The sequence below is a fragment of the Aeromicrobium sp. JP4 genome (assembly GCF_054957925.1).
The window spans coordinates 2542453-2563252 of the sequence record NZ_CM143290.1 but is presented as its reverse complement, the minus strand read 5'-3'; the positions used below and the strand labels follow the sequence as shown (position 1 = coordinate 2563252).

Annotated in this window: 20 protein-coding genes; 13 read left to right on the top strand and 7 right to left on the bottom strand. The window is 71.1% G+C overall.

The genetic code is table 11. The features are described 5' to 3' along the window. Positions 1 to 77 precede the first annotated feature (77 nt). Positions 78 to 956, top strand: coding sequence for a LysR substrate-binding domain-containing protein (locus tag ACY1JX_RS12540; RefSeq protein ID WP_181752775.1), 879 nt, complete (start codon positions 78 to 80; stop codon positions 954 to 956). A 15-nt stretch (positions 957 to 971) separates the two neighbouring features. Here ACY1JX_RS12540 and ACY1JX_RS12535 read toward each other — a convergent pair whose 3' ends face one another. Both ACY1JX_RS12535 and trpS read right to left on the bottom strand, forming a co-directional pair. Further along, positions 972 to 1484 (bottom strand): 2'-5' RNA ligase family protein, encoded by a 513-nt coding sequence (locus ACY1JX_RS12535; RefSeq protein WP_286931273.1) that lies wholly within the window; start codon positions 1482 to 1484, stop codon positions 972 to 974. Next, positions 1481 to 2500 carry a tryptophan--tRNA ligase gene (gene trpS, locus ACY1JX_RS12530; RefSeq protein WP_462564161.1) on the bottom strand — a complete coding sequence of 340 codons (1020 nt, stop codon included), beginning with the start codon at positions 2498 to 2500 and terminating at the stop codon, positions 1481 to 1483. The genes ACY1JX_RS12535 and trpS overlap by 4 nt, the downstream gene beginning before the upstream one ends. A gap of 42 nt (positions 2501 to 2542) precedes the next feature. On the opposite strand from trpS, the gene galK reads away from it, so the two are divergent. The 5 genes from galK (at position 2543) to ACY1JX_RS12505 (ending at position 8214) form a co-directional block, all read left to right on the top strand. After that, on the top strand, positions 2543 to 3637 hold the full coding sequence (gene galK, locus ACY1JX_RS12525; protein WP_462564160.1) for a galactokinase: 1095 nt from the start codon (positions 2543 to 2545) through the stop codon (positions 3635 to 3637). 165 nt (positions 3638 to 3802) lie between these two features. Further along, the gene (locus tag ACY1JX_RS12520) at positions 3803 to 4660 is read left to right on the top strand and encodes a hypothetical protein (RefSeq protein WP_462564159.1); all 858 of its coding nucleotides are present in this window, start codon (positions 3803 to 3805) and stop codon (positions 4658 to 4660) included. A gap of 112 nt (positions 4661 to 4772) precedes the next feature. Beyond that, complete coding sequence (locus ACY1JX_RS12515; RefSeq protein ID WP_462564158.1) at positions 4773 to 5612, top strand: prephenate dehydratase; 840 nt, start codon at positions 4773 to 4775, stop codon at positions 5610 to 5612. Then, complete coding sequence (locus ACY1JX_RS12510) at positions 5609 to 6712, top strand: GNAT family N-acetyltransferase (RefSeq protein ID WP_462564157.1); 1104 nt, start codon at positions 5609 to 5611, stop codon at positions 6710 to 6712. The genes ACY1JX_RS12515 and ACY1JX_RS12510 overlap by 4 nt, the downstream gene beginning before the upstream one ends. A gap of 80 nt (positions 6713 to 6792) precedes the next feature. Continuing rightward, the gene (locus tag ACY1JX_RS12505; RefSeq protein ID WP_462565888.1) at positions 6793 to 8214 is read left to right on the top strand and encodes a DHA2 family efflux MFS transporter permease subunit; all 1422 of its coding nucleotides are present in this window, start codon (positions 6793 to 6795) and stop codon (positions 8212 to 8214) included. 61 nt (positions 8215 to 8275) lie between these two features. Here ACY1JX_RS12505 and ACY1JX_RS12500 read toward each other — a convergent pair whose 3' ends face one another. After that, positions 8276 to 10492, bottom strand: coding sequence for an NADP-dependent isocitrate dehydrogenase (locus tag ACY1JX_RS12500; protein ID WP_462564156.1), 2217 nt, complete (start codon positions 10490 to 10492; stop codon positions 8276 to 8278). 188 nt (positions 10493 to 10680) lie between these two features. Between ACY1JX_RS12500 and ACY1JX_RS12495 the strand changes: the two genes are divergently transcribed. The 4 genes from ACY1JX_RS12495 to ACY1JX_RS12480 are packed head-to-tail and all read left to right on the top strand — an operon-like array spanning position 10681 to position 14456. Next, positions 10681 to 11760: a sulfate ABC transporter substrate-binding protein gene (locus ACY1JX_RS12495; RefSeq protein WP_462564155.1), complete on the top strand. Its 1080-nt coding sequence runs from the start codon at positions 10681 to 10683 to the stop codon at positions 11758 to 11760. After that, a complete protein-coding gene (cysT, locus tag ACY1JX_RS12490) occupies positions 11757 to 12602 on the top strand; it encodes a sulfate ABC transporter permease subunit CysT (RefSeq protein ID WP_462564154.1) in 846 nt (281 codons plus the stop codon). The genes ACY1JX_RS12495 and cysT overlap by 4 nt, the downstream gene beginning before the upstream one ends. Continuing rightward, positions 12595 to 13425, top strand: a complete 831-nt coding sequence (locus ACY1JX_RS12485; RefSeq protein WP_462564153.1) for a sulfate ABC transporter permease — start codon at positions 12595 to 12597, stop codon at positions 13423 to 13425. Before cysT ends, ACY1JX_RS12485 begins: the two co-directional genes overlap by 8 nt. A gap of 14 nt (positions 13426 to 13439) precedes the next feature. Then, on the top strand, positions 13440 to 14456 hold the full coding sequence (locus ACY1JX_RS12480) for a sulfate/molybdate ABC transporter ATP-binding protein (RefSeq protein ID WP_462564152.1): 1017 nt from the start codon (positions 13440 to 13442) through the stop codon (positions 14454 to 14456). 132 nt (positions 14457 to 14588) lie between these two features. On the opposite strand, the gene ACY1JX_RS12475 is transcribed toward ACY1JX_RS12480, so the two are convergent. Beyond that, entirely contained in the window at positions 14589 to 15788 is a 1200-nt protein-coding gene (locus tag ACY1JX_RS12475) for an MFS transporter (protein WP_462564151.1), read from the bottom strand. Between the two features lie 98 nt (positions 15789 to 15886). Here ACY1JX_RS12475 and ACY1JX_RS12470 point away from each other — a divergent pair, with 98 nt between their 5' ends. The 3 genes from ACY1JX_RS12470 to ACY1JX_RS12460 are packed head-to-tail and all read left to right on the top strand — an operon-like array spanning position 15887 to position 19026. Further along, entirely contained in the window at positions 15887 to 16465 is a 579-nt protein-coding gene (locus ACY1JX_RS12470) for a dihydrofolate reductase family protein (protein WP_462564150.1), read from the top strand. A 31-nt stretch (positions 16466 to 16496) separates the two neighbouring features. Then, positions 16497 to 17972, top strand: coding sequence for a gamma-glutamyltransferase (locus ACY1JX_RS12465; RefSeq protein ID WP_462564149.1), 1476 nt, complete (start codon positions 16497 to 16499; stop codon positions 17970 to 17972). 4 nt (positions 17973 to 17976) lie between these two features. Continuing rightward, entirely contained in the window at positions 17977 to 19026 is a 1050-nt protein-coding gene (locus ACY1JX_RS12460) for a glycerophosphodiester phosphodiesterase family protein (RefSeq protein WP_462564148.1), read from the top strand. On the opposite strand, the gene ACY1JX_RS12455 is transcribed toward ACY1JX_RS12460, so the two are convergent. From ACY1JX_RS12455 to ACY1JX_RS12445, 3 genes are read right to left on the bottom strand one after another with little or no spacing between them, the layout of a single operon-like run. Beyond that, a complete protein-coding gene (locus tag ACY1JX_RS12455; protein ID WP_462564147.1) occupies positions 18962 to 19228 on the bottom strand; it encodes a PspC domain-containing protein in 267 nt (88 codons plus the stop codon). The two genes, ACY1JX_RS12460 and ACY1JX_RS12455, sit on opposite strands and share 65 nt — an antisense overlap. Then, entirely contained in the window at positions 19225 to 19410 is a 186-nt protein-coding gene (locus ACY1JX_RS12450; RefSeq protein WP_181752804.1) for a hypothetical protein, read from the bottom strand. The genes ACY1JX_RS12455 and ACY1JX_RS12450 overlap by 4 nt, the downstream gene beginning before the upstream one ends. Then, positions 19407 to 20684, bottom strand: coding sequence for a PspC domain-containing protein (locus ACY1JX_RS12445; RefSeq protein WP_462564146.1), 1278 nt, complete (start codon positions 20682 to 20684; stop codon positions 19407 to 19409). The genes ACY1JX_RS12450 and ACY1JX_RS12445 overlap by 4 nt, the downstream gene beginning before the upstream one ends. Positions 20685 to 20800: the final 116 nt, after the last annotated feature.

Here is a 20800-nt window from a genome sequence, read left to right as displayed (position 1 = left end):
ACAGGTTAGGCGCGTTCCTCGATTCACGCTAAGTCGAAGTAAGCCCGTCTTTCATAGACAACGGCTATGATGGGCCCGTGCAATTGCGCCACCTCGCCTACTTCGTCACCGTCGCGGACGAGCGCAGCTTCACCCGGGCGGCCGACATCCTCGGCGTCTCGCAGCCCACCCTGTCCAAGCAGATCCGAGCGCTGGAGAACTCGTTGGGCACGCGTCTGCTCGACCGCGACCGCGCGGGCATCGAGCTGACGAGCGCCGGCGAGGCCCTCCTCCCCCATGCCCGGCGCATCCTCATCGAGGTCGACAACGCCACCCGGTCGGTGCACGAGGTCGCCTCGCTGCGACGCGGCCGGGTGCGGATGGGCGCCACGCCGTCGATGGTCGAGGGACTGCTCGCTCCCGTGCTCGGCCGGTTCCGCGCCGAGTACCCGGAGATCGACCTGGAGGTGCACGAGGCCGGCTCGCGCGACCTCACCGCAGAGCTGTCGGCCGGGCGCATCGATCTGGCCCTGCTGATCGTGCCGCTCGCCTCGCAGATCCCCGACCTGGAGACCTCGATCGTCTACACCGAGCGACTCGTGCTGGCGAGCCCCGCCGACACGGACATGCCCGAGACGATGGACGTCGCCGACCTGGCCGGGCTGCCGTTGGTGATGTTCCGCGAGGGGTACGACCTGCGCGACGTCACGCTCGGCGCGTGCGCGCGGGCCGGCTTCGAGCCGCGGCTGTCGGTGGAGGGCGGTGAGATGGGCTCGGTGCTGCGGTTCGTGGAGTCCGGGCTCGGTCATGCCGTCGTGCCCGACATCGTCATGGGCACCCGCACCGGCCTGCGTCGCACCCAGCTGGAGAACCCGCCGCTGGCGCGCAGCATCGCCGTGGCGCACCGGCCGCTCGACACCCTCCCCCTCGCGGCCCGCGCGTTTCGCGCCGTCCTGGTGGAGGCGCTGGAGGGCTGACTCAGCCCAGCCTCGTCAGCCCAGCGGGAAGGTCGAGGTGGGCAGCCAGCCCTGCTCGGGATCGTCGACGTACAGGTGGATCGCGTCGACCTCGAAGCTGCAGCGGAAGTCGATCAGGTCGTTCAGGGCCGCGTCGAGCGCCTCGTCGGGCACGTTGTGCGCGATCGTCACGTGCGGGTGGAACGGGAACTCGGGGTCGGGCGCGCCGATGGCCTTGCGCACGCCTTCGGCGAGGGTCTCGATCTGGGCGATGCCCTCGCTCACCGCGACGAACACGACGGGCGAGATCGGGCGGAACGTGCCGGTGCCGAGCAGACTCACCCGGAAGGAGCTGAAGACCTCGGTCAGCTCGCGCAGGTCCTCGGTGAGCGATGCGATCCCGTCGTCGTCCACCTCCAGCGGCGGAGCCAGGGTGATGTGGCTGGGGATCCGGTCGGCCATCTCGTCGCCGAAGGACCGCCGCTTGTCGCGCAGGTCCTCGCCGTACGGCTCGGGGATGGCGATCGAGACGCCGACGGTGATCGTCACGGGCGGCCGCCCAGCGGCTTGGCGAAGCCGGAGCGCTCGTAGACCAGGTCGAGGGTGGGCGCGGCCACCTCGCGGGCGCGGGCCGCACCCGCGGCCAGGATGCGGTCGAGCTCGCCGCGGTCGTCGAGCAGCTCGCGCGTGCGGGTCCCGAACGTGCCCACGAGCTCGCCGACGATCTCGGCCAGGTCGACCTTGAGGTGTCCGTACTGCTTGCCCTCGTAGGCCTTGACGAGGTCGTCGATCGTGCGGCCGGTGAGCACCGAGTAGATCGTGAGCAGGTTCGAGACGCCGGGCTTGGCCTGCACGTCGAAGCGGATCTCGGTCTCGGAGTCGGTGACCGCCGACTTGATCTTCTTGGCGGCCTGCTTTGGGGTGTCGGTGAGGTCGATGACACCCGTGTGCACGGGGTTCGACCCGCTCATCTTGTTCGTCGGCTCCTGCAGGTCGTAGATCTTCGCGGTCTCCTTGACGATGTACGCCTCGGGGACGGTGAAGGTCTCGCCGAACCGGTGGTTGAACCGCTGGGCGAGGTTGCGGGTGAGCTCGACGTGCTGGCGCTGGTCCTCGCCCACCGGGACCTTGTCGGCCTGGTAGACGAGGATGTCGGCGGCCATGAGGATCGGGTAGGTGAACAGGCCCACGCTGGCGAACTCGGTGCCGGCCTTCGCGCTCTTGTCCTTGAACTGGGTCATCCGGCTGGCCTCGCCGAAGCCCGTGACGCCGTTCAGGATCCACGCCAGCTGGGCGTGCTCGGGCACGTGGCTCTGCACGAACAGGGCGCTGCGCTCGGGGTCGACGCCGGCGGCGAGCATCTGCGCCGCGGCCACGTAGGTGCGCTCCGCGAGCTGCGCGGGGTCGTAGTCCACCGTGATCGCGTGCATGTCCGGGATGAAGTAGAACGCCTCGAAGTCGTCCTGGAGCGCGACCCAGTTCATGAACGCGCCGATGTAGTTGCCGAGGTGGTACGAATCGGCCGTCGGCTGGGCGCCGGACAACGCACGAGGGAGGCGTGACATGGGGTCGATTCTGCCAGTCGTCCGATGAGTAGGGTGAACGGCGTGGATGACGTGCGCCGTTGGCGGGTTCCCGGGCGGGTGAACCTCATCGGTGAGCACCTGGACCACAACGGCGGGTCCGCGCTGCCCATCGCGATCGACCGCTCCCTCCTGCTGAAGGCCCGTCAGCGCGACGACGGCGCCGTCAACCTGTGGAGCCGTGGCGAGCGCGCCTCGTTCGGCCTCGACGTGGCGCCGGGCGACGTCTCGGGATGGGCCGCCTATCCCGCCGGCGTCGTGTGGGCGCTGCGGTCGGCCGGGGTTCCGGTCACCGGCGCCGACCTCGTGCTCGAGTCCAACCTGCCCGTCGGCGCGGGTCTTTCCTCTTCTGCGGCGCTGGCCTGCGGTGTGGCCCTCGCGCTCGACGACCTCGCCGGGGCCGGCCGCTCTCGCGAGGAGCTGGCGGTGATCGCGCAGCGCGCGGAGAACGACTTCGTCGGCGTCCCCACCGGGCTGATGGACCAGTACGCGGTGCTGTTCGCCGAGGCCGGACACGCGGTGCACCTCGACTTCGGCACCGAACCGCCCACCACCGAGCCCGTGCCGGCCGACTGGGTCGACGCCGGGCTGGTCCTCGCCGTGATCGACACGGGCGTCCACCACGAGCTCGCCGCCGGCGAGTACGCGGAGCGCCGGCGCGAGTGTGCCGAGGCGGCGGACTCGGCCGGCCTCGAGTCGCTGGCCGCGATCGGCCTCGACGGTCTGCTGTCGCTCACCGACGACACGCTGAAGGCGCGCGCCCGCCACGTGCTCACCGAGACCACTCGCGTCCGCGGCGCCGTCACCGCGCTGCGCCGCCGCGACTGGGCGCAGTTCGGCGCGATGCTAACCTCGTCGCACGAGTCGTTGCGCGACGACTTCGCCGTCTCGTGCGAGGAGCTCGACGTGGCGGTCGACGCCGCCCTCGCCTCCGGCGCGCTGGGCGCCCGGATGACCGGCGGCGGCTTCGGCGGCAGCGCCATCGCGCTCCTCCCCCCGGAGAACGTCGACCCCCTCCGCGCCCGCGTCGAGGCCGCCTTCGCCGCCCGCTCCTGGGCCGCTCCCCACGTCTTCGTCGTGCAACCCGCCCCCGCAGCCGCCCGAGAGGACGAAGGCTGATGCACTCCGCCCGCTGACGGGACGAAGGATGATGCATTGAGGTACCGGAGCGGGGCGATAAGCATCATCGTTCGTCCTCCACAGGCGGAACCGGGCGCGGGTGGCCGTCCACAACCCCGCAGACGGTGCTGGCCGTGAGTGAGGCCCGAGCGGCAGCCTCGGCGCATGCTCGACGTCCTCACCACCGCCCGCGCCGTCGCTCTCCACGGCAGGTCAGTCGTCCGGCAGCGGATCCGCTCGGGCGCGTGGCAGCAGCCGATGCGTGGGGTGGTCATCACCCACAACGGGCCTCTCACGTCAGACCAGCTCGAGCGCGCCTGGCTGGCCGCCAGCCCGAGCCGGAGCGCCCTGGCCGGGCTGACAGCAGCACGACGCTGGGGGCTGAAGGGGTTCGACCCGGAGCGCATTTCGATCGTCCTGCCCGAGGGAGGACGGCGACCGCACGGAGATATCGAACTGCACTGGAGCACCCAGTTGGACGGGGTCGACGTTCCCCCGAACGAGCCGCGGCGCACGACGCTCGAGCGCAGCATCGTCGACGCGGCCAGCTGGGCGGCCACGCCACGGCGCGCCCGCGCTCTCGTGATCGCGGCATTCCAGCAACGGCTCACGAGTGTCGTGCGGATGCGCCGGGTCCTCGAGCGCCGCGGCAACTGCCGCCACAAGTCATTGATCATCCAGTCGGTCCTCGACGCACGTGGCGGGATCCAGTCATTGCCCGAAAGGGACTTCGACGCGCTGCGCCTTGCCGCACGACTGCCCCGGCCCACCCGCCAAGCTCGGGCGAAGGGCCGTGACGGCCGGTACTACCTCGATGCGTGGTGGGAACGGTTCAACCTCGCCGTCGAGATCCACGGCATCCCGCACCTGGCGATCGACCAGTGGAGCGATGACCTGCACCGGTCCAACGAGCTGGTGATCGACGGCCGGCGCGTGCTCGCGTTCTCCTCGTTCTCCATCCGACACGAGCCCGACCGGGTGATCGACCAACTCCTGCGGGCCACCGCAAGTCCGGCCGCATGAGGACGAACGATGATGCATCTCGCCCCGCTGCGGTACCCCAATGCATCATCGTTCGTCCCCGGAGCGTCCCCACGGCGTCGGGCCCGACGCAGGGCGGGCATACGCTGGCCCCGTGACGCGCATTGCCTACCAGGGGGAGCCCGGCTCGAACTCCCACCTGGTCATCGACCTGCACCACCCCGACGCGGAGGCGGTGCCGTGCGCCTCCTTCGAGGACGCCTTCGCGGCCGTCAGCTCGGGGCACTGCGACCTCGCGATGATCCCGATCGACAACTCGCTGGCCGGGCGCGTCGCGGACATCCACCACTTCCTGCCCACGAGCGGGCTGCACATCGTCGGCGAGCACTTCCTGCCGATCAAGTTCGCCCTCATGGGCACGCCGGGCACGACGCTGGAGTCCATCAAGACCGTGCACAGTCACGTGCACGCGCTGGGGCAGTGCCGCCGGATCATCCGCGAGCACGGCTGGACCCCGCTGATCTCGGGCGACACCGCCGGCGCCGCGCGCGAGATCGCGGAGGCGAACGACGTGACCGCCGCGGCCATCGCCCCTCCCCTGGCCGCTGGGATCTACGGGCTCGACCTGCTCGCCGCCGACATCGAGGACGAGGAGCACAACACCACGCGCTTCGTCCTGCTGTCGCGCGAGGACCGGCGCGTGCCCGCGGGCAACGGCCCGGTCGTCACGAGCTTCATCTTCAACGTGCGCAACCTGCCCGCAGCGCTCTACAAGGCGCTCGGCGGCTTCGCGACCAACGGCATCAACATGACCAAGCTCGAGAGCTACATGGTCGACGGCGAGTTCACCGCCACGATGTTCCTCGCGGAGGTCGACGGTCACCCCGAGGAGATGGGCCTCGCCCGCGCCCTGGAGGAGCTGCGCTTCTTCACCACCGAGATCAAGATCCTCGGCGTCTACCCGGCCAGCCCGTTCCGCGACGCGCACCGGTGAGCGGACCCCTCTGGCCCCTGAACGTCCCCGTCCTCACCGACGGGCTCGTCACGCTGCGCGCCCACACCCCTTCAGACATCGACCGTGCCCTGCAGATGGCGCAGGACCACGGCATGGTGCGCTGGACCGCGGTCCCCACGCCGCACTCACGCTCCATGAGCGAGCAGTTCGCGCTGCAGATCGTCCCGAAGAACTGGAACGAGGGCACGGCGATGTGCTGGGCCATCGAGTTCGAGGGCCGCTACGCCGGCAACGTGGACATCCGCGGCAAGGAGGCGCTCGCCGACGTCGGCTTCGCGCTCCACCCCGACTGCCGCGGGCAGGGCGTCATGACCGCCGCGGTGCGCCTGGCGGTGGACCACGCGTTCGTCGAGGCGGGCAAGGAGGCCATTCAGTGGACGGCCCACGTCGGCAACGTCGGGAGCCTCCGCGTCGCCCACTCCGTCGGCTTCCGTCTCCACGGCACCGAGCCCGACCGACTGTTCGAGCGCGGGCGGATCCTCGACGCCTGGACCGGGTCGATCCGCTTCGGCGACGCCCCCGCTGCCCGCACGGCGTGGCTCGAGTCGACGCTCGCCACCGAGCGGCTGCGCCTGCGGCCGCTCGTGGAGTCCGACGTCCCCCGCATCATCGAGGCGTGCGGCGACCCCAGCACGCGCCTGTACCTCTCGCACATGCCCGCGCCCTACACGGTCGACGACGCCCGCCGGTTCCTGTACGCGGCGTGGTGGAACGCCGCGATCGACAAGCGCCAGACGTGGGCGATCACCGAGCCCGGGGACGACCGACTGCTCGGCACCATCTCGGTGATGGACCTCGACGGCCCGGCGGAGCGCAATGGCGAGCTCGGCTACTGGATGCACCCCGATGCGCGCGGACGCGGTTTCATGACCGAGGCGGCGCGAACCGTCGTGGAGCACGCGTTCGACCCCGAGGAGCTCGACCTCGAGCGGCTCTCGATCGTCGCCGCGGAGGGCAACACCCCCAGCCTGCGCATCGCCGAGTCCCTCGGGTTCTCGCGCTACGGCACGGAGCACCGCACGGCCCACCTCGCCGACGGCACCGTCACCGACCACCACCTGTACGAGCGGCTTCGCTGACGCAGGCGTAGATTCCCCGGGTGAGTTCCACCGCCCCCGCCCGGACCCTGCCGGAGAACCCGTGGCCCGCCCTGTGGGCCATGGTCATCGGCTTCTTCATGATCCTGGTCGACTCGACGATCGTCTCCGTGGCGACGCCGGCCATCCGGGACGACCTGCAGACGGACTACAACTCGGTCATCTGGGTCACCAGCGCCTACCTGCTGGCGTACGCCGTGCCGCTGCTGATCACGGGCCGCCTCGGCGACCGCTTCGGCCCGAAGCGGGTCTACCTCGTGGGCCTGACCGTCTTCACCCTCTCCTCGCTGTGGTGCGGCCTGACCGGCTCGGTCGAGGGACTCATCGTCGCCCGCGTGTTCCAGGGCCTCGGCGCGTCGATGATGACGCCGCAGACGATGGCCGTCATCACGCGCACGTTCCCCGCGGACAGCCGCGGTCGCGCGATGGCCCTGTGGGGCGCCACCGCCGGCGTCGCCACCCTCGTCGGTCCTGTCCTCGGCGGCATCCTCGTCGACACGGCCGGCTGGGAGTGGATCTTCTTCATCAACGTCCCGGTGGGCATCGTGGGCTTCGTGCTGGCACTGCGCCTCGTGCCGAGCCTGGAGACCCACACGCACAGCTTCGACTGGATCGGCGTGGCGCTGAGCGCCGTCGCGATGTTCCTCATCGTGTTCGGCATCCAGGAGGGCGAGGAGTACGACTGGGGCACGATCGAGGGCTGGGTGTCGGTCCCGCTGCTGATCGCGGCCGGCCTGCTCGTGCTCGCGGTGTTCGTCTGGTGGCAGGCGCGGAACCGGCGCGAGCCCCTCGTGCCGCTCAGCCTCTTCCGCGACCGGAACTTCTCGGTGGCCAACATGGCCATCTCCACCGTCTCGTTCTCGGTGACGGCGATGGCCTTCCCGTTCATGCTCTGGACCCAGACCGTGCTCGGCTACGACGCCACCCAGTCCGGCCTGCTCTTCGTGCCGATGGCGGTGGTCACCGCGGCCATGGCCCCGGTCGTCGGCCGGATGAGCGACCGGCTGCCGCCGCGCCGGCTCGCCTCGGTCGGCTTCGGCACCTCGGCGCTCGCGATGCTGGGGACCGCGTGGGTCATCGCCCCCGACACTCCGCTGTGGCAGCTGCTCGTCCTCAACGCCGTGCTGGGCTTCGGCAACGCGTTCCTGTGGGCGCCGCTGGCCTCCACCGCCACGCGCAACCTGCCGATGTCGTCGGCCGGCGCCGGGTCGGGCGTCTACAACGCCACCCGCCAGGTCGGCGCGGTGCTGGGCTCGGCGGCGATCGCCGCCGCGATCACGAGCCGGCTCGCCGTGCACCTGCCCGAGGCGGGTGAGACCGCCGCCCGCGGCACGGGCGGCCAGAGTCTGCCTGAGCAGCTGGCCGGACCGTTCTCCGAGGCCATGGCCGAGTCACTCCTCGTTCCGGCCCTGGCGTTCGCCCTCGGTCTGGCCGTCGTGCAGTTCTTCGCGCCCTCGAGCCATGCGCGCACGTCGCAGCGCTGACCCCCACACGAACGACAGCGGCGGCCGGGATCACCCGGCCGCCGCTGTCGTGTGAGCAGGCTCAGAAGGAGGCGAGTGCCTCGTTGAACGTCGTGCTCGGTCGCATGATCTTCGCGGCCTTCTGCGGATCGGGCTGATAGTAGCCGCCGAGGTCGGCCGGCTGGCCCTGCACGGCGAGCAGCTCGTCGACGATCGCCTGCTCGTCGCCGGCCAGCTTCTGCGCCAGCGGCGCGAACACCTCGGCGAGCTCGGTGTCCTCGGACTGCTGCGCCAGCTCCTGCGCCCAGTAGAGGGCGAGGTAGAAGTGGCTGCCGCGGTTGTCGATCGTGCCGAGCTTGCGGCCCGGCGAGCGGTCGTGCTCGAGGAAGCTGGCCGTGGCCCGGTCCAGGGCGTCGGCGAGGACCTGCGCCTTGGCGTTGCCCGTGGCGGTGGCGTACTGCTCGAGGCTGGGGACCAGCGCGAAGAACTCGCCGAGCGAGTCCCAGCGCAGGTAGTTCTCCTTGACGAGCTGCTGCACGTGCTTGGGCGCCGAGCCGCCGGCGCCGGTCTCGAACAGGCCGCCGCCGTTGATCAGCGGGACCACCGACAGCATCTTGGCGCTGGTGCCGAGCTCGAGGATCGGGAACAGGTCGGTGTTGTAGTCGCGCAGGACGTTGCCCGTGACACTGATGGTGTCCTGACCCTGACGAAGGCGCTCGACCGACAGCTGCGTGGCCTCGACCGGCGACATGATCCGGATGTCCAGGCCCTCGGTGTCGTGGTCGCCGAGGTACTGGTTCACCTTGGCGATCAGCTGCGCGTCGTGGGCGCGGTCGGCATCGAGCCAGAACACGGCCGGGTCGCCGGTGGCGCGGGCGCGGTTGACGGCCAGCTTGACCCAGTCGCGGATCGGCACGTCCTTGGTCTGGCAGGCGCGCCAGATGTCGCCCTGGGCCACCGTGTGCTCGAGGAGCACGTCACCGGCGGAGTTCAGGACGCGCACGGTGCCGGTGGCGGGGATCTCGAACGTCTTGTCGTGCGAGCCGTACTCCTCGGCCTTCTGGGCCATCAGGCCGACGTTCGGCACCGAGCCCATCGTGGACGGGTCGAACGCGCCGTTGGCCTTGCAGTCGTCGATGACGACCTGGTAGACGCCGGCGTAGGAGCTGTCGGGGATCACCGCGAGGGTGTCGGCCTCCTGGCCGTCCGGGCCCCACATGTGGCCCGAGGTGCGGATCATGGCCGGCATCGACGCGTCGACGATGACGTCGCTCGGGACGTGCAGGTTGGTGATGCCCTTGTCGGAGTCGACCATCGCCAGCGCCGGGCCGTCGGCCAGCTCGGCGTCGAACGAGGCCTTGATCTCGGCGGCGTTCGGCAGCGACTCCAGGCCGGCGAGGATGCCGCCGAGGCCGTCGTTGGGGCTCAGGCCCGCGGCGGCGAGGTCGGCGCCGTACTGGGCGAACGTCTTCGGGAAGAAGGCGCGGACCACATGGCCGAAGATGATCGGGTCGGAGACCTTCATCATCGTGGCCTTGAGGTGCACCGAGAAGAGGACGTCGTCGGCCTTGGCCTGGGCGATCTGGGCGGTCAGGAACTCGCGCAGCGCGGCGACGTTGATGTTCGTCGCGTCGACGATCTCGCCGGCCAGGACCGGGATCGACTCGCGCAGCACGGTGGTCGAGCCGTCGTCGCCGACCAGCTCGACGCGCAGGGTGTCGTCGGCCTCGAGGGTCACCGACTTCTCGTTGGAGCGGAAGTCGTCGACACCCATCGTGGCGACAGTCGTCTTGGAGTCGCTGCTCCAGGCGCCCATCGAGTGCGGGTGGCTCTTGGCGTAGTTCTTCACCGACGCGGGCGCGCGGCGATCGGAGTTGCCCTCGCGCAGGACCGGGTTGACCGCGGAGCCCTTGACCTTGTCGTAGCGGGCGCGGACGTCGCGCTCCTCGTCGGTCTGCGGGTCCTCGGGGTAGTCGGGCAGGTCGTAGCCCTGCTCGCGCAGCTCGGCGATGGCCGCCTTGAGCTGCGGCACCGACGCCGAGACGTTGGGAAGCTTGATGATGTTGGCCTCGGGCCGCTTCGCGAGCTCGCCCAGCTCGGCGAGGGCGTCCGCCGCGCGCTGGTCCTCGGGGAGCAGGTCGCTGACCGCCGCGATGATGCGGCCGGCGAGCGAGATGTCCCGGGTCTCGACCTCCACACCGGCCTTCGAGGCGTACGCCTCGATGATCGGGAGGAAGGAGTAGGTCGCGAGGGCGGGAGCCTCGTCGGTGTGCGTGTAGATGATCGTCGAGTCCGTCACGCCCCCCAAACTACCGGGTCCGCCGGTCACCGCTGCGGTCGCCCGGCCTCCCCCGCCCAGTAGCGGAGTGCTCATTGTCGAGTTAATTAGTCCAGAATATGAACATGGTCCACAACGGCGCGCGTCTGACCTACGTTGACTGCTCGAGCCCACCGCACGAAGCGGCGGACCGATCGAGAGGAACTCCCATGGCACATCGCTTGCGCCCCATCGCGGCCGCGGCCCTGCTGCTGACCGCTGCCACCGCCCTCACGGCCTGCGGCTCGGAGGCCGCCGAGAGCGGCGAGCAGATCTCGATCGTCGGGTTCGCCGTGCCGGAGGCCGCCAACAAGAACATCCAGAAGGAGTTCGTGAAGACCGACGCCGGCGAGGGCACGAGCTTCAAGACGTCGTACGGCGCCTCGGGCGACCAGAGCCGCGCCGTGGTCGAGGGGCTCGACGCCGACTACGTCCACCTCTCGGTGGCCACCGACGTCGACCGCCTGGTCGAGGCCGACCTGGTCGAGGAGACCTGGGACGACGCCGACAACAAGGGCATCGTGTCGAACTCGATCGTCGTCCTGGGCGTCCGCGACGGGAACCCCAAGGACATCAAGGGCTGGGACGACCTGGTGAAGCCCGGCGTCGAGATCGTCACGGCCAACCCCGCGTCCTCGGGCGCCGCGCGCTGGAACGCCCTCGCCGCGTGGGGCCACGTCACCGAGAACGGCGGCACCGAGGCCGAGGCCACCGAGTTCGTGAACGACCTCTTCGCGAACGTCGTGTCGCTGACCAACAGCGGCCGCGACGCCACCCAGAGCTTCCTCGGCGGCGCCGGCGACGTGCTGCTCGCCTACGAGAACGAGGCGATCCTGGCCGCCCAGAACGGCAACGGCTTCGAGTACGTCATCCCCGACACGACCCTGCTGATCGAGAACCCCGGCGCCATCCTCAAGGACTCCAGCGCCGTCTCGCAGGACTGGCTGGACTTCGTCCTCGGCAAGCAGGGCCAGCGCCAGTTCGCGCTGACCGGCTTCCGTCCGCTCAACCTCGAGAACCCCGGCACGCCCGACCTGGCAGCGGTCGATCTCGAGCCCGGCGACATCAAGGGCGCTCCCGACTCCTCCGATCCCTACCCGGCCGTGAACAACCTGCTCACCCTGGAGAAGAACTTCGGCGGTCCGGGCTGGGGCGAGGTCAAGGACAAGCTGTTCGGCGACGGCAAGGACGGCAACCCCGTCGGCATCGTGACCGAGGCGATCGCGAAGTCGGGCAAGGCGGCCTCGTGACCTCTGCGGACGTCGTCACGCGCGCGGGCCGGCCGGGGAGCACCCGGCCGGCCGGCGCGCTGAACCGCGCCTCCGCCATCGGCCTGGGGGTCACCATGACGTGGTTCAGCCTCCTGGTGCTCATTCCCCTGTCGGCGGTCGTGGCCACCGCGGCCGGCGGCGGGATCGGTGCGTTCTGGGACGCGGTGACGAACGAGCAGACCGCCGACGCGATCCGGCTCACCGTCACGTCCGCCCTGCTCGTCACCGTGGTGAACGTCTTCGTGGGCACCGCCATCGCGTGGGTCCTGGTCCGCGACAGCTTCCCCGGCAAGGCCCTGCTCGAGGTCCTCATCGACATCCCGTTCGCGCTGCCCACGATCGTGGCCGGTCTCGTGCTGCTCTCGCTCTACGGCAACGACGAGAGTCCGCTGGGCATCAACGTGGCCAACACCGAGGCCTCCGTCTTCCTGGCGTTCCTGTTCGTGACCCTGCCGTTCGTCGTGCGCACGGTCCAGCCGGTGCTGGAGGAGATCGACGTGGAGATCGAGGAGGCCGCGGCCTCGCTCGGGGCCAGCCGGTTCACCACCTTCACGCGCATCATCCTGCCCACGCTGACGCCCGCGATCGCCGCCGGCGCCACCCTGTCGTTCGCCCGCGGCGTCGGCGAGTACGGCTCGCTCGTGCTGCTCTCGGGCAACCTGCCCTTCACGTCCGAGGTCGCGTCCGTACGCATCCTCGGCGCGATCGAGAACGACAACCCGGCGGCCGCGGCATCCATCGCCACGCTGCTGCTCATCGTCTCCCTGACCGTGATCCTGCTCCTGGACCTCCTGCAGCGGAGGGTGGCCCGCCGTGGCTGACATCCAGCGCATCCGCACCCGCAAGGGCCCGGTCACCTACGTCGTCCGCTTCGCCGTGATCGCCTACCTGTTCCTGCTCGTGGCGTGGCCCGTCTCGCTCGTCGTGACCAACACGTTCGAGAACGGCTTCGACGCCCTCCGCACCGTCTTCGCCGACGCCGACACCGTGGCCGCCCTGCGACTCACCGCGTTCGCAGCCGTCGTCGCCACCGTGATCAACACGGTCTTCGGCGTCACGATCTCGCTGCTGCTGGTCCGCAACGAGTTCCGCGGCAAGCGCCTGCTGGGCTCGTTCATCGACCTGCCGCTGGCCATCTCGCCGATCGTCGTGGGCCTGTCCCTCGTGCTGGTCTACGGCGGTCGCGGCGGCTGGTTCGGTCCGGGGCTGGAGAGCGCCGGCATCCAGATCATCTACGCCACCCCGGGCATCATCATGGCCACCGCGTTCGTGGCGCTGCCCCTCGTCGTCCGCGAGGTGGTGCCGGTGCTGGAGGAGATCGGCACCGAGCAGGAGCAGGCCGCGCGCTCGCTCGGCGCGAGCGGCTGGCAGACCTTCTGGCGGGTGACCCTCCCGGGCATCAAGTGGGCCGTCATCTACGGCGTCGTGCTGACCCTGGCCCGCTCGCTCGGCGAGTTCGGCGCGGTGAAGGTCGTCTCGGGCAACATCCTCGGCGAGACCCGCACCGCCACGCTCGCCGTCGAGGAGAAGTACCTCAACTGGGAGCAGGAGTCGGCGTACGCCATCGCCTTCCTGCTGGCCAGCGTCTCCGTCCTGTGCATCATCGTCGTGTCCCTCCTGCGCTCGCGCACCGAGCGGCACTGAAGCGAAAGGCCGCCATGAGCATCGAGATCTCACAGGTGAACAAGAACTTCGGCGACTTCGTCGCGCTGGAGGGCATCGACCTGTCCATCCCCACCGGGCAGCTGACCGCGCTCCTGGGACCCAGCGGCGGCGGCAAGTCCACGCTGCTGCGCATCATCGCCGGCCTCGAGGAGGCCGACTCCGGTCGCGTCGAGATCGAGGGCGTCGACGCCACGCGGCTGCCGGCGCAGAAGCGCAACGTCGGCTTCGTGTTCCAGCACTACGCCGCGTTCAAGCACATGACCGTGGCGAGGAACATCGCGTTCGGCCTCGAGATCCGCAAGCGACCCAAGGCCGAGATCGCGGCCAAGGTCGACGAGATGCTCGAGCTCGTGCACCTGGGCCAGTTCCGCGACCGGCTGCCCTCGCAGCTCTCGGGCGGCCAGCGCCAGCGCATGGCCCTGGCTCGCGCCCTGGCCATCGAGCCCACCGTGCTGCTGCTCGACGAGCCGTTCGGAGCCCTCGACGCGAAGGTCCGCAAGGAGCTGCGCGACTGGCTGCGCCGCCTGCACGACGAGGTGCACGTGACCACGGTCTTCGTCACCCACGACCAGGAGGAGGCGCTCGAGGTCGCCGACTCGATCGTGGTCATCAACGACGGCCGCATCGAGCAGGTCGGGTCGCCCGACGAGCTCTACGACGCTCCCGCCACCGACTTCGTGCTGAGCTTCCTCGGCCCGGTCACCCGGCTCGGCGACCTGCAGATCCGTCCCCACGACATCGAGGTCTCGGTGACCCCGCGACCGGATGCCGTGCGCGGCCGGATCACGCGGTGGACGCGGATCGGCTTCGAGGTCCGTCTCGACGTCACGCCGAGCGAGGGGCAGCAGCCGCCCGTGCAGGTCACGGTGACCCGTGCCGAGGCCCGAAACCTCGGTCTCCAGCACGGCGACGAGCTGTGGCTGACCCCCGCTGCGGGCGCCCAGGCGATCCGCGCCACGAACGATCCGCTCGCGCTCTCGACGCCGTCGCAACTCGGGGTTACAGTGTGACCCACGTCTCAGTACGCTGAGCCGCGAGATCCACACGCCGTTCGCCGGGCACCGCCCTGCGACCGCACACTCCACGGGACGGTGGAGTAGGAGGGCGGCCGGGCCGGGAGGCCCGGTCGCCCTCAACGTGCGTCAGGCGTGCACGGGGGTCCGCACCGGCGCGACCCTGAGCCCCACGAGGAACGCCACGAGTCCCGCGGCGGCGAGCGCGACGCCCACCAGCGCCGGGGCCGCGTAACCGGCGCCCGCGGCGATCACGAGACCGCCGAGCCAGGCACCCAGTCCGTTCGCGATGTTGAGGCTCGCGTGGTTGAGCGCGGCGCCGAGCATCTGGGCATCGCCGGCCGCGGCCATCAGCCGGATCTGCAGGCCGATCGCGACGACGCTGCCGAGCGCCCCGACGAGGAACACGCACAGCAGGGCCGCGGGCGCGAACGAGGCCAGCTCGTAGAAGGCCAGCAGCACGACGACCGTGGCGCCCAGGCCACCGATGACCTGGCGGACGTTGTCCCAGTCGGCCAGACGCCCGGCGAGCAGGGTGCCGCCGACGGAGCCGAGGCCGAAGACCAGCAGGAACACCGGGATCACCGAGGACGGCAGGTCGACCACGTCGGTGACGATGGGCGCGATGTAGCTGTACATCGCGAAGATGCCGCCGAACCCGACGACGCCGGTGGCGAAGGCGGCGATGACCGCCGGCTCGCGCAGGGCCACGAGCTCACCGCGGATCGTGGCCGACGGGTCGCCGGGGAGGTGGGGGACGAAGGCGAGCACGAGGACCGCGGCGACCACGGCGATCACCACGACCAGCGCGTAGGCGGCGCGCCACGTGAGCGCCTGCCCGAGCCATGCGCTGGCGGGGACGCCGGCGACCGTGGCCGCCGAGAGGCCCATCATCACCATGGCCACGGCGCGACCCCGGCGCCCGGCCGGGACGAGGGACGCGGCCACGAGCGACGCGACGCCGAAGTAGGCGCCGTGCGGCAGCCCGGCGACGAAGCGAGCGAGCAGGACGGGGACGTATCCGCTCGCCACGGCCGTGAGGGCGTTGCCCAGGCCCAGGCCGGCCAGCAGCCACAGCAGCAGCGTGCGCTTCGGCATCCGCGCGGCGAGCGACACGATCAGGGGCGCTCCGACGACGACGCCGAGGGCGTACGCGGAGATGATGTGACCCGTCGTGGGGATGTCGCGGTCGATGCTCTCGGCGACGTCGGGCAGCAGGCCCATCGTCACGAACTCGGTGGTGCCGATCGCGAAGCCGCCCAGGGCCAGGGCCAGCAGGGCCAGGCCGACGTGGCGGGCGCGCGTCGGTTCGGTTGGTGTCGAGGTCACAGCAGGTACAAGGCCCGCACCGCCGCTTCGATTCCGTTCCGGCCGTGCGAGCCGGGTCACTGCTTGCCGCAGGCCGCTCGTTCGCGCGACGATCGAGTGTGACCCGATTCGTCTTCAACACCGCCGCCACGCTCGACGGATTCCTGGCCGACACCGACCACAGCCTCAGCTGGCTCTTCGCCGTCGAGGGCGGCACCCCCGACGCCCCCGAGCACGCCGACCCGTTCACCGCGTTCCTCGCGTCGGTCGGTGTCACCGTGCTCGGCTCCTCGACGTACGAGTGGCTGCTGCGCGAGACCGGCGCGCTGGAGAAGCCCGAGGCCTGGCCCGACGCGATGTCGGGCAAGCCGGCCTTCCTGTTCACGTCGCGCGACCTGCCGGTGCCCGCCGGCGCCGACCTGACCGTCGTCTCGGGCGACGTCCGCGACCACCTCGCCGCCATCCGCTCACGCGCGGGTGACCTCGACGTGTGGCTCATGGGCGGAGGCGACCTCGTGGGCCAGTTCGACGACGCCGGCGCCCTCGACGAGGTGCAGGTGAGCGTCGCGCCGGCCACCCTCGGCGCGGGCCAGCCCCTCCTCCCCCGCCGGCTCGGGCCGGACCGCCTCCGGCTCACCGACGTCGACCGCCGCGGCCAGTTCGCCCACCTGACCTACGCGGTCGCGCGGCCCACCTGATAACTGCGGCCCACGCCCCTACGCTGAGCGAGTGACCAGCGTTGCGATCGCCGCCCCGAACACCGCCGCGGCGGAGGCGGGCGAGGCGATCGTCAAGGCCGGGGGCAACGCGATCGACGCGGCACTGGCCGCCGCGTTCGTCGCGATGGTGAACGAGGTCGGCCTCGTGTCGGCGAGCGCGGGCGGGTTCCTGACGATCCAGCCGCCCGACGGCTCGAAGCCGGTGACGATCGACGGCTGGATGGACATGCCGGGGCGCGACTGCCCCGACCGGCGAGGCGAGGGCACGTGGGACGTCCTCACCGAGTACGGCGGCGGCGTCACGATCACCGTCGGCCCGGGCTCGGTCGCCACCCACGGCGCGATCGCGGCCTTCGGCGAGGCGCACCGCCGCTGGGGCCACCTGCCCTGGTCCGAACTGCTCGCCCCGGCGATCAACGTGGCCCGCGGAGGGTTCCGGCTCAGCGCCGCCTCGCGGTACTACCTCTCCTACGTGCACGACACGATCTTCGGCTGGGACGAGGCGAGCCGCGCCGCCGTGCACGACGCCCAGGGTGGCGTCGCGGAGGACCACCTCGTGGTGCCGCACCTCGCGGACTCGTTCGAGCGCATCGCGCGCCACGGCCCGGCCGAGCTCTACACCGGCGAGCTCGGCCGTGCGATCGCCGAGGACGTGCTGGCCCGTGGCGGCCTCCTCGGCCCCGACGACCTCGCGGCCTACGAGCCTGTCGTGCGCCCCGCGCTCACCGCGCGCATGGAGGGCTGGACGCTCGGCACCAACCCGCCGCCTGCCGTGGGAGGCGTGAGCGTGGCCGCGATGCTGCGTCTCATGGCGGGGCACGGCCTGACCGACACCGAGCACCTCCTGCGCGTCCAGCGCCGGGTGCTGGGCGAGCGGCTGCGAACCTTCGACCACACCGACGACCTCGACCGCGACGCGGCGGCGTTCCTCGACCTGATCGACCGCGACGGCATCGCCGCCCTCGAGTCCGGCTCCACGGCGCACGTCTCCACCGCCGATGAGGAGGGCACGGCCTGCTCGGTGACGATCTCGTCGGGCTACAGCTCCGGGATGATCGCCCGCGAGACCGGGATCTGGCTCAACAACTGCCTCGGCGAGCAGGAGCTGAACCCGCGCGGCCTGCACGGCCTGCCGCCCGGGTCGCGCCTGCTGTCGAACATGGCGCCCACCGTCGGCCGTCACGCCGACGGCGGCGTCCTGTCCATCGGCTCGCCCGGCGCCGACCGCATCACGACCGCGATCCTGCAGGCGCTGACCGGGCTCGTCGAGGACGGGCTGTCCCTGCAGGAGGCCATCGACCACCCGCGTCTGCACGTGCACCGCGCCGCGACGGAGGACGAGGAGATCAAGGTCGAGGACCCCGACCACCTGTCGATGTACTTCGGCGGCGTCTCGGGAGCCATGTCCACCGCCGACGGCACGCTCGTCGCAGCCGCGGACCCGCGTCGCGACGGTGCCACCCGGGTCGTCGGTCGCCTACGCTGACCCGATGACCGCCTCGCTCGTCCCAGAGCCCGTCGTCATCGCCCACCGCGGCGTCCCGGGATCGCGCCTCGAGCACACCCGGCCGTCCTACCTGCTGGGGATCGAGCAGGGTGCCGACTACATCGAGCCCGACGTCGTGGCCACGAAGGACGGCGTCCTCGTCGTCCGCCACGAGAACGAGATCGGCGGCACCACCGACGTCGCGGGTCGCGCCGAGTTCGCACACCTGCGCACGACGAAGTTCATCGACGGGATGCCGCTGACGGGCTGGTTCACGGAGGACTTCACCCTCGAGGAGATCAAGACCCTGACCACCCGCGAGCGCCTGCCCGAGCTGCGCCCGCAGAATCTGCCCCTCCAGGGCACCGAGCCGATCCTGACCCTCGACGAGGTGATTGACATCGCCGAGGCGGAGAACGCGCGCCGCGGACCGGACGTCGCACCGATCGGCGTCTACATCGAGACCAAGCACCCCACGTACTTCCGGTCGATCGGGCTGGACCTCAACGACCGGCTGCTCGAGGTGCTCGACCGGCGCAGGCTCAACCACGAGGACGCGAAGGTCGTCATCCAGTCGATGGAGACGGCGAACCTCAAGGACCTGCGCCACCGGACGCCCCTGCCGCTCGTGCAGCTCATGGAGCGCCTGGGCGCCCCCTACGACCTCGCGTCCACCTACGACCCGCGCGACTACGCCGCTCTCACCGCCCCGGCCGAGCTCGCGAGGATCGCGGAGTACGCGCAGGGCATCGGCCCGAACAAGAGCCTGGTCATCGCGCGGGCCCGCGACCACACGCTGCTCGACGAGACCGGCCTCGTGCGAGATGCGCACGAGGCCGGCCTCTTCGTCCACATCTGGACGATGCGCAACGAGAACAACTTCCTGCCGAAGCAGATGCGCACCGGAGGAACGAAGGCCGACCCCGGTGACGCGACGGCCGAGCTGCTGGCCTTCTACGCCGCCGGGGTCGACGGGGTGTTCTCGGACTTCACGCAGACGGCGGTGGCGGCGCGGTCGGCCCATCGGTCGTCGGCGGGCCCCACACCTGGCTGACCGGCGCCTGCGGCATCAGCAGCCAGGCGGCGAGGTAGACCAGGACCGTCGTGCCGATGCCGACGACGATGAGCACCACGGTGATGACGCGGATCAGCGTGGCGTCGACGCCGGTGTACTCGGCCAGTCCGCCGCACACGCCGCCGAGCCACTTGTCGGTGGCGCTGCGGGTGAGCTTCTTGGGCGCAGGGGTGGGGTTCATGACTTCCTCCTGAGGGTCAGGGCGATGCCGGCGACTCCGGCAAGGATGAGGGTGACGAGTCCGGCGACGGCCAGACCGTCGGCGCTCGCGAGGTCGTAGTGGAGCAGCGCCCACCCCACGAGCGTGAGGGTGAACAGGACGCCGAAGACCAGCGCGTCCCAGCGCATCGGATGGGTGTTCATCGACGAACCACCTGGATCTCGCCCGCCGTGCCGTTGATCTCGATGCGGTAGGCCCCGGGGGCGTCGGAGGGCCTGTCGAGTGAGGGGTTCTGCCCGTCGGCGACGCGGTCGAAGACCTCGATGCGTCCTCCGGCGGAGAGGCGGGCCTCGACCGCGACGTCCAGGCCCTCGGGCACCACCACGAGGGTCTCGCCGACGCCGTTGTCGATCTCGAGCGTCCGCCCGGTGAGCGTCTGCGGGTCCTGGATAGAGGTCAGGTCCACCTGGACCCGGCCGAAGCCCTGCTCGATGGGCTCGGCGATCGCGGCGGCCGTGGTGGGCCGCAGGTCGATGTCACCGGCCGAGAGGTTGGGTGCCACCGAGGCGACCGCCAGGACGGGGATCGCCAGCAGGCCGAGCGGGACGAGAGCACCCGGGTGGCCGATCCTCGTGCCGACGAACAGGCCTGCGGCGACGATGCCCAGCGCGACGGCCGGGTAGATCGCGGCGTCGAGCGGCTCCTGGACGATCGACCAGAGGCCGAGGGCGCCCATGGCGGCGATGATCGCCGACAGGGTCAGGAGCAGGAGGGCCGGCGACCAGCGCTGGCGGGGACGGGCGGGCGGCATCACCGGGGTGGGCGGCGGGCCCGGGGGCTGCCCGGGAGGGCCCGGCTCGTGCAGCACGGCGGTGTGCTCGCCCGGGCGCTCGTCGGTGTCCGACGCGTCGGGCATCAGGGGGGTGGTCATCTCGTCGTCTCCTGTCAGGGACGTGGTGGTCGGCTCGTCGGAGCCGGTGAACGCCTGGGCGGACGGCCCCGGCTGGTAGGGCGGGGGCGGTGCGAACTGTGGCGGGGCGTCCTGCTGACGTGACCGGGTCACGAGCCGCCAGACGAGGACGGCGACGGCGACCGGGACGGCGAGCCACACCAGGGTCCACACCGGCCACCAGAACCAGCCGCCGAGGCCCCACGCGGTGTCCCCGAGGATCGCGGCGAGCGCGATGATGCCGGCGACGATCAGTCCGACGGACCGCAGCTGCGAGTCGGACTTGAGGTCGAAGGCCTCCCCCAGCACGCTGCGCTCGGAGCCCTCGGCGGGGATGAGCAGCCAGCAGGCCGCGTAGAGGATCGGTCCGGCGAACCCGGCGACGGTCAGGACCACGAAGCCGATCCGCACGATGACCGGGTCGATGTTGAGGGCTCGCGCGACGCCGCCCGAGACGCCGCCGAGCAGCTTGTCGCCGGTCGAGCGTCGCAGGGCATCCAGCTGCGAGCCGTGGGTGGGAGAACTCATGGCACCAGCCTGCCGACCGGGGGCGACGTGCACCATCGGGTGATCCCCTGGTCCTCCCCCGAGACGGGTCGGCACCGAACCGGGGTCGCACCTGATGGCGTCCACGCGCGCCCGCG

Bases quoted from the DNA above. Each gene is read 5' to 3' on its own strand.
- ACY1JX_RS12495 (WP_462564155.1), top strand. From the start codon at position 10,681: ATGGCACATCGCTTGCGCCCCATCGCGGCCGCGGCCCTGCTGCTGACC.
- ACY1JX_RS12460 (WP_462564148.1), top strand. From the start codon at position 17,977: ATGACCGCCTCGCTCGTCCCAGAGCCCGTCGTCATCGCCCACCGCGGC.
- ACY1JX_RS12455 (WP_462564147.1), bottom strand. From the start codon at position 19,228: ATGAACCCCACCCCTGCGCCCAAGAAGCTCACCCGCAGCGCCACCGAC.
- ACY1JX_RS12450 (WP_181752804.1), bottom strand. From the start codon at position 19,410: ATGAACACCCATCCGATGCGCTGGGACGCGCTGGTCTTCGGCGTCCTG.
- ACY1JX_RS12480 (WP_462564152.1), top strand. From the start codon at position 13,440: ATGAGCATCGAGATCTCACAGGTGAACAAGAACTTCGGCGACTTCGTC.
- ACY1JX_RS12505 (WP_462565888.1), top strand. From the start codon at position 6,793: ATGGTCATCGGCTTCTTCATGATCCTGGTCGACTCGACGATCGTCTCC.
- ACY1JX_RS12445 (WP_462564146.1), bottom strand. From the start codon at position 20,684: ATGAGTTCTCCCACCCACGGCTCGCAGCTGGATGCCCTGCGACGCTCG.
- ACY1JX_RS12520 (WP_462564159.1), top strand. From the start codon at position 3,803: ATGCTCGACGTCCTCACCACCGCCCGCGCCGTCGCTCTCCACGGCAGG.
- trpS (WP_462564161.1), bottom strand. From the start codon at position 2,500: ATGTCACGCCTCCCTCGTGCGTTGTCCGGCGCCCAGCCGACGGCCGAT.